The following is a 13,375-nucleotide window of genomic DNA, read 5'->3' as shown; positions in this document are numbered from 1 at the left end:
CTCTTAGTTTGCCAACCCTATTTCTTGTAGAAGCTGATTTGATAATTGTTCTTTGACCTTCGCATATGCCGGATCATCTACCACATTATTAAATTCATTAGGGTCTTTTGTATGATCATAAAGCTCCTCAGTCTTATTGGCATAACGGATATATCTATATTCTTTTGTACGAATTGAGAAGTGATTTCTTTTCACCACATCTCCTTGGCCTCCTGTTACTGCACTGAGTGCATATTCTTTACCTTCCCAACTTCCTGCCTTATTGTTGTATAAAGGTTGCATACTATTTCCATCCAATGGTCGACCTTCTTCATTTTTTATTGTAGATCCTTTTAGTCCACACAAGTCTACCAACGTAGGATAGATGTCAATTAAAGAGACAGGTTGATCTACCTTTTGTGTTTTCTTCATGCCTGGCTCATGAATGATCATTGGAATTCTTGTTGCATTATCCCAAAGTGCATTTTTGTATAAGTAGTCCTTGTCTCCCATTTCATAAGCATGGTCAGATACTAATACAACAATTGTATTCTCTGCGAATTCAGATTCTTTTAAAGTAGTCAGCACATCATTAATCTGATCATCAACAAAGGCAATACATGCCAAGTAAGCCTGAATGTATTTCTTTAATGCATATTCTTTTTTACCATCAAAACCTTCAATAAGTTTGGTAAAATGTTCCGTCCCTTTGTGTCCATTATTTCCTTGTTTCTGTGTGTAATAATTGATTTTCTTTACATCAGAAAGCATTTGAGGCAATTGAACTGACTCCAATGGAAACATGTCATAATATTTCTGAGGCACATACAATGGTGTATGAGGTCGGTTAAAACCTACTGCCATAAAGAAGGGTTTGTCTGAATTACTTTTCTCAAATTTCTTTATATAGTTCTTGATGTTAGCAGCCTTAACTTCGTCAGGCATCTTATCTCTATTATCATCATTTATATATTTAAATGGCTTTACCGTAATTGGCCATCCATTTTGTTTGTCGTACCAACCTTTATAGCCGTTCACTTCTGGAATATCCGTTAATGGAGCAAAGCTACCATCTAGCGTTCCTACATTTCTGAAAGCTTCAGGAACACTTGGGTGTCCCGATATTTTCTCCCCATTCCATGGGAAAGGACCGAAATCTGATTTATCACCATATTCATCAAATAATTTTTTATCGTGATGATGCATCAGTTTTCCTGCACCAACTACAGTATATCCATTACTTCTGAACATTTCCATCATTGTCTTTGAACCCATCAAAGTTGGATTTTTCTGAAATTTCTTAAACCCAAAGTTTTTTGATGTATGTGGATACAACCCAGAAAAAAAGCTTGCTCTAGAAGGAGCACAGATAGGGTTATTAGAAAATGCATTAGTGAAAACTACAGACTCACTTGCCAAAGCATCCATTCCTGGAGTTTTTGTCTGTGGATGACCACCAAGAAAACCAACATAGTCGTTTAAATCATCGACCATAATCAGAAGAACATTAGGTTGTGTCTTCGGTTTTTTATCCTTTGCAAGTACTGCAAAACAGGAAGTTAGAGTAAGTAATAAAAAAAGTAATTTCATTTCAATAAGCTATCTGTTATTTGTATAGTTGTCAGAATTGTAAGTTCCACAATTAATATTGTAAATATCGGAGGTTTGGAACGTAAGTATTCAACACTAATTCACTATAAGTAGCACATTATTGACTTTGAGCTATTAAATGTCTGTTGATTTTGAAAAAATCTGACTGATTTTCTATGATCTAAGATAATTGTAGCACAGAATAGATCAAAGTGGATGTAATTTAATCATGACTTTCCATTAATTCCCTTAGAAAAAATAGTACTATACAACACAAAAAAGGCTACTCCAATAAAGGAATAGCCTTAAGATATATAACAATTCTATGAATTTAACTATAAAGTCAAGAGAGACCTATTCAAAGATCGCATTGTAAGCTTCGATAGTTGTGTATTTGATGTCTGCGATACCAAAGTTTACCCACATTTTGATATGCATATCAAAGAACATACCTACGAATAAATGATCGCTATCAGATTCACTTACATCAATTGGTCTTTCAATCTTCGTTGCTTCAGACGGTAATAAATAAGGTCTAGCATTTGTAATTCCCCATTGGATACCATCAAAATAACCAGAACTCCATCCGTTTTCATCTCCTTCTGTTATTATTGTTGTCCAATCATCTGCAACATAGTTAGAAGCATCTACTTCTTTGTAAGATAATTCTACTGTTCTAGTGTAGTTCACACCTGCTCCATACAATACAGATGCTGCTTCTAGGTAACTAAATTGAATCGACTTAATTCTACCATTTGTACCGTCCAATGGAATTCTTTGTACTACACCAATTCTACCTAATTCAAATGCTGCTGCATCTCCAAATACTGTTTTCACATGTGGAATAGAAGCCGATGCATCTACAGAGTTCGCATACATTTTTGTCTGAGCCCATGCCGGTTGTACCAAACCAGAGTATTCATATGCTCTCACACCGTTGTACTCTGCAGTAAGTATATCTTGGTTGATGTTCTCAATTCCGCCTGTATAATCGAATGATTTCACTTCTACAACAACAGTATACACATCACTATATGGAACAGGTTCATCGATACCATCTACATAAACATCAACAGAAATTAAGTATTCTCCAACATCTACCGCTTGCTCTTCTGCCATCGAAATAACACCTGTATTTGCATCAACAGTTAAACCTTCAATGTCTGAAGTAATGCTATATGTTTGACTATTTGCACTTAACTGGTCTAATACAATTTGTAAGTCAGTGAACCCAGTCCAAGGAGACATTGTCACTTTCGTAGTTGCATTACCTCCCGATGTAAATGACATTACAGGTTTAGGAGCAATATTCACTACAGCTGTTGATACCAATGTATTACCAATATCCGTTTTCAATACAACTCTAATATTATTCGTTGATTGAGAATTAGATAAGTTTGGTCTAGAGATCACACCCGTTAATGAGTCTATAGAAAAGCCTATTACTTCATCGACAAAACTGTATCTAAATGAACTAGGATCGGCATCCGAAAGTTCTCCTCCAACAACTGTTGGTGAAGATACTTCTCCTAAATGTAAGAATGCTAGATCTACTTCTGGGTAGTTCACTGTAATATCCAATGGATCAACAGTCACAGCTACTGTACTATCGAAATATTTACCACCAATATTTGTATTTACCATCACTCCAAACTGATAGTCCCCTGTATCTAGATACACTGTATTTTTAGAAATTTCACCAGATAATGAATCAATACTTAACCATTCAGGTGCATTGTCCATTAATTTATAAGAAGTGATCTCTAATTCTGTTTCTTCCGGATCAGTAATCATACCTTTTACAGTTTGAAACACTCCTAAGTCAGAAGTTTTTAATTCGGACTCATACAAGTCTTTTTCCAAAGCTACTGCTAGATTAATTAAATGGAATGTAATGGCCGAGTCATGTACCACTGTACCACCTCTGTAGTCAGTGTAAACATCCACCACATAATCTCCATAAGGAAGTTCTGCTACATCCATCTGAAGGGAATTGGAAATCAAAACATTTCCATCTTTCTCTGCTGTAGAAAAAAGCGTTTGAATTTGTGCACTATCATAAACTCCAGTAGCGTAATCATACATTTCACCATCGATGTAGATTCTTACCGGTTTTTCAATACCAAAGATGACATTGGTTGTTCCGTTCATCGAAGGTAAGGCCGATGCGATAGTATCTGCATAACCAGTGATCACACCATCGTATTGCACCTGACTTGGAGGGTTAGAGATGTCTGTCTCCACATCTTCCAGTACCTCTTTTTCTTTTGTACAAGATGCTAATGCCGCTAAAAGAGCAATAACACTATATAAAAATATCTTTTTCATAATTGTAATCTCTTACTTATTTCAATTTCTATGACTCTGAGTTATTTCTGGTTTAGTAACCGAAATTCTGATCTGCAGATGTCATTTTTTGATTGTTTGTTATCTCGTTTAATGGAATAGGAAGTAACATCCCTTTTCTTGTTGTATTAAACAGAACATCAATGTTTTCATTGAAATATATAAAGTTGTTATGTGGTTCGATGACATGAGAAGTGAAGAAAGCAAACCCTCTTCTTCTTGCTTCATACCAGTCTTCTCCTTCACCTATCAACTCAAATTCTCTTTCGTTGTAAATACGCTCTCTTAACTCTTCTTGAGAAAGACCGTTTACACCTTCTGGCTCAAATGATGGTGTTTCTGCTGAGTTTCTTGCTCTTTCAAGAACTTCATTTAAGTATACTTCACCTTGGCTAGAGTTGCCTAGTTCGTTTTCTATTTCGGCAAGCATTAATAGTAAGTCTGCATATCTATATATGATAAATCCTTGTGGTGAGTCCAATGTAGTTTGGTCTCTATCCTTGATAATATGCTTCGTTAAATTACCATAACCACTACCCACTTGATTCTCTCTTAGTGTCAATCTATTTTCAGTATGAATTCTCATCACTGTTGGCCACTGAGATTCAACTACCTCTCCCGTTGCTTGATCTCTAGCATAACCGATGTATTCTGATAAATAGTTATTGATAAACCTTGGATCTGTAGGGTGCGTATTGATATGTTTTGTATATACCTCTGGATTCACTACGATTCTACCGTAGTTATTCAATCCTTTTGTGTAGTTATTAGGAGTGAAAATCGCAGTATAAGATACTTGAGCTACTTCACTGTTAAAGTTTAATTCGAAAATACTTTCTGAAGTCTGGTTTCCTTCTTTTGCATCAAATAATGTATTATAGTTAGGTACTAATGAATACATACCATATACTTTATCTGCATGTGCTTTTGCACTTTGCCAGTACGTTAATTCTACATTCGTAGTCGTATCTGTTTCAAAAGGAATACCACTGATTAACATCTCTTCTTCTCCACTATCTTCTGCAGAAGCGATCCACATGTATACTTTCGCTAATAAGAACTCTGCAGCATGTACACTTGGGTATCCTGGAGCAATACCTGCTTCACTCATGTTATCGATAGCAACATTCAGATCGGCAATAATTTGCTTGTATACATCACTTTTAGAAGATTTCGCATTGTGTATTGTCTCTTCTGAAGTCGGAGATGTTACTAAAGGTACATCACCCCAAGATCTTACAATATGGAAATACTGAAAAGCTCTTAAGAAATGTGCATTACCAATTAAATCTCTTTCCGAATCTGTAGACTCTTCTGTTAAAGGCACATCATATAAAAATTGATTCAATCTAAATACTGCCGAATAATAACTGTTCCAGCTGTTGTCTAATCCACTGAACGTTGGGTCCATGTTTAATGAACCGAAAGTTGTTCTTTGTGCAGACTGTTTCGAGTTTAAAATACCTGAGTGTGTTTGTTTGGTATCATGATACCCTTGCTTGTATGCTGGAAAATCAATCATTAAAGCGTACACACCATCCAGTACTGCTTTTTTTGCTGTAACATCTTGGTAAATAAGGTCTTTATCTGCCAATGGTGGTTCTTCCTTAATTGTACAAGATGACAATATTAAAAGTGGAAGAATTATATATTTTAAGATCTGATTATTTTTCATGTTAGTAGGTAGATTTTAGAATGTTAAGTTGAAACCGAAGATGAACGTTCTTGGGTTAGGCATTGTTTGCCAATCTACACCTAGAATAGTACCGTCGTATAAGTAAGAAGTGATTTCAGGGTCATAACCTGTGTAGTTCGTTAGTAAGAATAAGTTTCTACCCGTCGCGTATACATTTAAGTATTTCACCTTCTTCATCCCTAATTTAGCAGTAGGTACATTATACGATAATGTTACTGTAGATAATCTTAAGTAACTGCCATCCTCAATCACTCTATCATTAATTAGGTTATTGTAACCGTCTGTGTAACCATAACCCACTCTTGGGTTATTACCGTTTGTATTAGATTCTGACCAATTGTCTTGATAAACGTCTCTTCTAACGTTGTTACTGTTCCACATCGGATCTGGGTAACCATAGAATGCCATTCCAGAATTTAATAAATCGTTGCCATAAACTCCTGTAAATAGTACCGCTAAACTTAAGTTTTTATACGATGCGTTAAGGTTGATACCATAGTTGAATTTAGGGTTTGGATTACCGATTGTCGTCCTATCATCTGGAGTGATTTTACCATCACCGTTCTGATCAACAAAACGTACATCACCTGCTTTTACTGGTTTATCATTGATAGGAGCACCTGCTGCAGCTTCTTCTGCTGACTTATAAATACCATTTGTCTCATATCCATAGATTAATCCTAACTGCTCACCTACTACGAAAATGTTAGCTGGCGCCTTTAATACATAACCTGTTGCAATATTAGAACCTTGGATCATTTGTTCTGTTACTTCTTTACCATTCAAGAAGAATGTTGAAGGAGGAACACCTAAGTCAGTAATCACTGTTCTATTGAAAGAGATATTACCACCTACTTCTAATTTAAAGTCGTTTTTGTCGTATGCTACTGTGCTTAGTGCAAACTCAATACCTTTACTTTCTAAAGAACCTCTATTGGTTAAGTAATTTCCGAATCCTGAAGAGTTAGGAATCTGTACTTGCTGTAAAAGATCATCTGTTTGTTTGTAATAGATATCTGTTACTAATGTGATTCTATCATCAAAGAAACCTAAATCGATACCAACGTTTGTTTGTGCCGTTGTTTCCCAAGTAATATTAGGGTTTTCAAAGTTGATAGGATTTGTTGTAGTAATTGTATTACCATTGATATCTACATATCTACCTGTTGTATAACTTTGCCACGATCTGTAAGGAGGAACAGATTGGTTACCTGTTTGACCCCATCCTGCTCTTAATTTTAAGTTAGATAATGTCTTTAGGCCTTTCATCCAAGGTTCGTCTGAGATGTACCATGCTGTAGATAATGAAGGGAAGTAACCCCATTGTCTGTCAGGTCTAAATTTTGAAGAACCATCTGCTCTTACTGAAGCAGTAAGAATATATCTATTTTTAAAAGAGTAATTTGCTCTAGCTAAACCTGATAATACTGTATAATCAGATCTTGTTTTTGAGAAAGGCATAATCACTGTTCTACCTAATTGAGGGAATTCAGTTCTGTATGTCTTGTTTCCGAAGTCAGCGACACCATAAACCTGATTATCTTGAAGTACACCATCGTAAGTAGCACCAATAGTAGTATTGATTCTATGCTTCTTATTGAAAGTACGATTATACATCAATAAATTATCGATAGTAAATGCTCTACGATCTTGTGACGATTGATTGTACGTACCATTTGATCTGTCACCCCTTGTAGTACCTGGTCCGTACCAAACTTCTCTATCTTTAAGACGAATATCTGCACCGGCTCTTAAGTTATAAGTAAGGTATTTATTGAACTTGTATTTCATGTTCAACGATAACTGAGAGCGAAGTTCTTCTGTAAGATCATCGGTACTTAACATTCTAGTTAGAGGTGTATTATTCGTATCCTCATTTTCAGTATCACCATCTGCTAGTGAACCTCCTTCTAATGGTCTAGACATGATCGCCTGTGTTACAATAGAAGCATTACCACCTGCTGATAAACCAGACTGAGAGTAAGAACCACTTGAATAATATAGTGATGATTTAATATTGAAATTAAACTTATCACTTACATTTCTACTGTAGTTAATTCTTAAGTCACCACCGTTAACACTAGCAATAGATTGAAGACCTTGATTATTTCTATAGTTTGCCGCTATGTAATAGTTTGACTTCTTAGATCCACCACTTAGTGTTGCTCCCGCATTGTAGCTAACGGCTTGTTGATATACTTCATCTTGCCAATTTACAGACTTAAATACGTCTCCATTATTAAAACTAGAAACTTCTTTGGTTACTGGATCAATGTTATACATCGGACGAGTCCCTTGTTGTAATTTGATCTCATTGATAAACGCAGCATACTCATGTCCATCTAAAACATCAATTTCTCTTTGGAATTGGGAGATAGAAGTATTGGCATAAGCAGTTACTTTCTCTGTTCCCTTCTCACCTTTTTTAGTAGTTATTAGGATAACACCGTTGGCTCCACGAGAACCATAGATCGCTGTTGCAGAAGCATCTTTCAACACCTCCATCGATTCAATATCTCTTGGGTTGATACCTGCCAGTCCATTCTGTGCACCCATGGCATATCCTTCACCACCTTCAAAAGGGCTACTCATACCTTCACCTGCAGTAGATACAATTACACCATCTACAACATAAAGTGGTTCGTTATTACCTCTTAATGAGTTGGTTCCTCGGATTTTAACGGAAGTAGCACCACCTGCGCTACCATCGTTACCAATCACTTGTACACCTGCAGAACGACCTTGTAAAAGTCCGTCTACGGTAGAGAATTGAGTTTTTACATCTGTCGATTCATCAATTTGGGTTAAGGAACCTGTTAAGTCTCTTTTTCTCATCTCACCGTAGCCAGTAACTACAACTTCCTCTAGTTGCTCTACATTTTCTTGTAAAGTCACTGTGATAAAGCTTTCGTTGTTTACCGCTACTTCTTTAGTTTTCATGCCAATAAATGAGCAAACTAAAGTATCGCCAGATTTTGCTTGAAGGGAAAATTCACCGTTAAAATTGGTGATACCTCCAGAGTTGGTGCCTTTTACAATGACACTTACCCCAGGTAAAGATTCATTGTTGGCATCTTTTACCACACCTTTCAGTGTGAATTCATCCTGTGCTGTAATGGACATACTTACAAAACACAAGAATGCTGTTAAAATAGTAAATAAGTTAGTGTTCATTTCATCTAATCATCATTTTTCAAAAAGAGGGAAGCCTCATAAAGTAGGTAGAAAGAATAGTCATTGTTGTCAGATATTGAATGGATTCTTATAACTAGCCTACACTTCAAATATCATATATATTATTAGCGTATTCATTACACCTTTATACATAAAGTAGTACTTTATTGACTTTACCTTTTGGTAGCTGGAACAAAATCGTGTTTAAAAGAATTGTAAAATAGAATTGGTATTCTATACAATCTTAAAAAAATTTAAATTTCTTCACAAATACACATACTATTAATCATAAAAAAACGGACTAAACTCTCTGATTAGCCCGTTTTTTAACATTTCACCTCAATACTAACGCAAGATCAATTTTGTTCTATTATGTTGATAACATAGAATATAAGCACCTCTAGGTAAATCCTCAAGATCAATCGATCCATTAACTACCTTTCTTATAAATTTATTACCATTGAAAGCTATGACTTCGACTACAGCTCCCTCCTCAAGGTTAACTTGTACTTTTCCAATAGAGGGGTTGGGGTACACTATCCATTTAGAGTGCTTAATATCCTCAGAAATACTCGTTACTTCATCCTCTGAATAGACTTGAATACAACCCATTAGATCACTACCAACTTTTGATATTTCATTTCCTAAAACATCTAATGTCGCTCTTGTAACGATCGGTGTCGCTGCACCTATCATACTAGAATTTGCAAAGACCATATATTCTTCTTTATCACTACTTCCAGCATCTAATAAATAAGGATTATCATAGGTGTTTTTATCGTCTATTGGATAACCTGAAAACTCAATGCCAACTCCGTAAATATTGTTATTGACAAAATTGATTTTCTCTGCAATAACCACCTCAACACTGCCATCAAATTGGAAGATATTATTGATCACATCCCACTCACTGTTTTCTGTAAATTGAATACTCTGTTTCTTTCCTTGGCTGGTATAATACGTATTGTGAAGAAAGGCATTCTCTGTTCCTTCAGCTGCATCTATCAATAACTCACCAAGGTTATCTACAAATAGATTATAGCTCACTTCTGATTGATATAGCTTCCCTTCTGTTTTAATACCCGACGCAGTTACATGAATTAATGAATTGGCCGTAATCGTAGCTCCATGATTATCTTCTTCCAAAACAATTCCATTTCCCTGTATATCAATAAATGAATTAGCGGTTAAACTAAAGTCTTCTGTATTTCTCAAAATTACTGCAGTAGAGGACAACCCATCGAATGTACATCCTTCAATTTCAACGTTTTTTACTTTACTTGATTTACCATTGACTACCACTCCAGTACTAAGTCCTTTTAGTTCAATATTTTTTAATGAGACACCAGAAATAGGAAAATCATTCTGCTGAATATTTACACCATATATGGCTCCTGTCAAGGATAGGTTTTCAAATTCAATGTTACTTTGATCCTCAATTAGAAGTACAGTATTTGTACCAGAAGCCTTCACCGTTGCTAACCCTTCACCCCAATTCGTTACTTTGATTGGCTTATCCAGGGTTCCATAACCGATAATTTGAAGTTGTCCTTGGTGAACACTTTCTGTTGACAACAGTATTTCATCTCCTGCAATAATTCTAGTATTTGATAATTGCTCTAATGATTTTAATGCTTGTTCTGGGGAAAACCCATCATTTTCATCATCTCCATTTACAGGATCAATATAAATTTTTTCAGGGTCTACTCTGTCTCCAACAATTTCATTTGAAGCGACCATATTGAATCCAATATTCCATGCTGAAATATTCTCAATATCATCTCCAAAATAATCCACAGGGCCAATATTTTCAATCATCTCTCCTGCCTCATTTAAAGGTGAAGTTCGTGACAAAATAAACCCTTCTGCCTCCACAGAAGTTTTATCCATTACCAAAGGATCTTCAAAAACTGTATGTTCGCCAAAAGTGAATGATGGTTTCTCAGAAATACCAAAAAACGCATTATAATCTGCTGTATAAGCCGATGGTAAATCAAAAGTGACTTTGCCATCATGATAAAATAAATTGTTTCGTAACTCTACAGACGATTGATCACCGACAACTACATTTAAGTTTCTATTTATTGGAATATATGTCGTGTTATTGAAGCCTTTAAAAGTTGAACTTGAACCAATATTCCATAGCTTTCCATCTGCATCAAATTGTCCATCATTAATTGAAATATTAAATCGAGCAACAATATTTTGACCATCTTCAGAAGCAGACAGCACTCCTAATGCATTATTTACTGTTCTATTTCTGTATATATCCATTGAATTTTCCCCTTCGAAAAAGTAAGCATAACCTTCATTGTCTAAAAATTCACTAGACTCAATTGTGATGTTTGATACATCCTTTGCTACTAGTCCGCTTCCTTTCGAGTTACTTACACTTACATTTTTAAAGCTCAAATTACTTAAGTTTCCATTGTCAGGTACAAAAGAAAAGCCATGCCCTGCTGTATTAAAAATATGTATGTTTTCAAATGATAAATCATGATGATCCAATGCATTATTGAAAACACCTTTTATTGAAGGTTGAAGATTATTACCTTCTCCTTTTTCAATCTTAAGGTTTCGTAATGTTACATAATCAGCGTTCGTTAATATTATTGCTGAAGTGGATGCATTCATCACAAGTGTAGGAGTTTCTTCTTCTGAAATTCCCGCAATGATTATTGGATTTTCTTCTGATCCACTATTACCGATATTCAATTGAGCACCCTCAAAAACTCCTTTTAAATATACTTTATCACCAGGCACCAGAGATAACTTATTTATCATTTCTAGTGATTTATACGCTGCTTTAAGGTCATTCCCAGAATTCGTGTCATCTCCTCTTTCAGCATCAACATAAAATTGAGTCGGTAAGTCTCCTGAAGAGGTAACATTATATTCATAAGCACCTATTGTCGGTTTACCATTCGGTAAATCTTGCCCCCAATAATCTAGACCACCATTTTCATCTATTACTGCCCCTGTCCCTATCGTTGGTGATGTTGATTTGATCCTATAATCTCTATCCAATAAACTACCTGCATTCAATACCTGTGGATCTACTCCAACAACATCATTACTTCCATAAGGCATTGGTTTATTACTTTGTTGCAATTTTATATCATTTCCATAGAAATAATTGTAGTCGAAGTGAGTACCAATATCTCTTTTTTCATAATAGATTAATTCCCCATCGTTTATTACAATATTGTTTTTAAAGTGGGTATCCATTCCATAATCCATTAATATTCTTGTTGTTATATCCTCTCCAACATAAATGGTGTTATTGTAAATTTGAGTATTGATAGACCCTTCATTAGGTTCCCCATTTCCGGCATATCCCGACATCCAGAAGATCACCCCATACTGAGGCGATCGATCATTTTTAACTCTCCAACCATCATTTACACTAACATTATAGCGATAAATCGTATTGATATTTTTCCCTAGAATTTCTACAAATCCTCCTTCATTATCATAACTGTAATTGTATTGGATAAGCGTATTTTCATTCCCAATATCAACATGTGCTCCACAAGAATCTTTTTTGCCTCTTGCTCGCATGAAATTGTTATGTTGAATAACAACATTTTTACAGTAAAGTGGCCAAATACCACTACCTCTACCAATCATTCTAGGGTCTTTGGTGGATCCAGTAAAGTTTGTAGTATTTCCTTCTACTAATAGACCATCTATATGAATTGGTACTATTCCAGCTCCACCGATATCGTAGATGTTGTTATTTCTCAATACAAAATCTTTATGATATAAATAGGCTGCTTCTGTATTCTCTCTAGACCATCTCCCTGTTGTGATAGCTCTATATCCGATATCATAGATATCACAATCCTCCATAATCAACTTCTCTATGTATGTAGGGTTTTTAGAAGAAGTAGAAATGGTTAATGCTTGACCGTTATAAGTGGGATCCCCGTCTTCATCTACTGTTGGTCCTTTTGGATAGATGTCATGAATTTTTAATCCTTTCAGCAAAAAATACTTTTCAATTTTTAAAGTTGATGTAATATATATTGCAGCCCTGTTGATGTCCGTTTTTTCATGATCATCTAAAGCATCACCTCCGTCATTAATGAATTCTAAATCAAGGATTTCATAGCCTGCTACATTATTCAGATAAATATTAGCTCTGTAACCTTGACCATTAATGACTGGAAGAATATCTCCACCATATTTTGTAATCACAATAGGTAATGCCTCTGTTCCACTGCCTTTTGGCTTGAGTTGTCCTTTATGTTCTTGTCCTGACTTTAGATATACATGATCTCCAGCAGATAAGGTAATCGTATTGACTTTCTGAAGTGATTTCCAAGGAGTCTTTTCAGATGTTCCATTATAGGTATCATTTCCATTTTGCGCATCGATATAATAATCTGTGGCATATAATTGACTTCCAAAAAAAAGGGAATGGACAAAAAATATGATAAAAAAATTAGTGGTAATTTTCATTTCATTCATCGTAATTAAAATTTAGCAAATGGTAGCTGCTTTACTCATCTATGGCCCTTATTTCACTATTTTCAATGCTATATTGACTTCTTTATACAAAACAGCATTGTATGTACTTAATATTGG

The 13,375-nt window shown here is 35.2% G+C and carries 5 protein-coding genes; all 5 read right to left on the bottom strand.

Annotation, left to right across the window (positions count from 1 at the left end; translation table 11 throughout):
- Positions 1-3 precede the first annotated feature (3 nt).
- The 5 genes from HGP29_RS11600 to HGP29_RS11580 all read right to left on the bottom strand — a co-directional run bounded on the left by HGP29_RS11600 (position 4) and on the right by HGP29_RS11580 (position 13,249).
- Positions 4-1,569: a sulfatase gene (locus HGP29_RS11600; protein WP_168882571.1), complete on the bottom strand. Its 1,566-nt coding sequence runs from the start codon at positions 1,567-1,569 to the stop codon at positions 4-6.
- Between the two features lie 354 nt (positions 1,570-1,923).
- Entirely contained in the window at positions 1,924-3,897 is a 1,974-nt protein-coding gene (locus tag HGP29_RS11595) for a hypothetical protein (protein ID WP_168882570.1), read from the bottom strand.
- A 52-nt stretch (positions 3,898-3,949) separates the two neighbouring features.
- Positions 3,950-5,590: a RagB/SusD family nutrient uptake outer membrane protein gene (locus HGP29_RS11590; RefSeq protein WP_168882569.1), complete on the bottom strand. Its 1,641-nt coding sequence runs from the start codon at positions 5,588-5,590 to the stop codon at positions 3,950-3,952.
- 15 nt (positions 5,591-5,605) lie between these two features.
- Entirely contained in the window at positions 5,606-8,785 is a 3,180-nt protein-coding gene (locus tag HGP29_RS11585; protein WP_168882568.1) for a SusC/RagA family TonB-linked outer membrane protein, read from the bottom strand.
- A gap of 345 nt (positions 8,786-9,130) precedes the next feature.
- On the bottom strand, positions 9,131-13,249 hold the full coding sequence (locus HGP29_RS11580) for a right-handed parallel beta-helix repeat-containing protein (RefSeq protein WP_168882567.1): 4,119 nt from the start codon (positions 13,247-13,249) through the stop codon (positions 9,131-9,133).
- Positions 13,250-13,375: the final 126 nt, after the last annotated feature.

It is taken from the genome of Flammeovirga agarivorans, from assembly GCF_012641475.1.
In the GTDB taxonomy this organism is placed as follows: Bacteria; Bacteroidota; Bacteroidia; order Cytophagales; family Flammeovirgaceae; genus Flammeovirga; species Flammeovirga agarivorans.
This window is presented reverse-complemented; position numbering and strand designations above follow the sequence as displayed.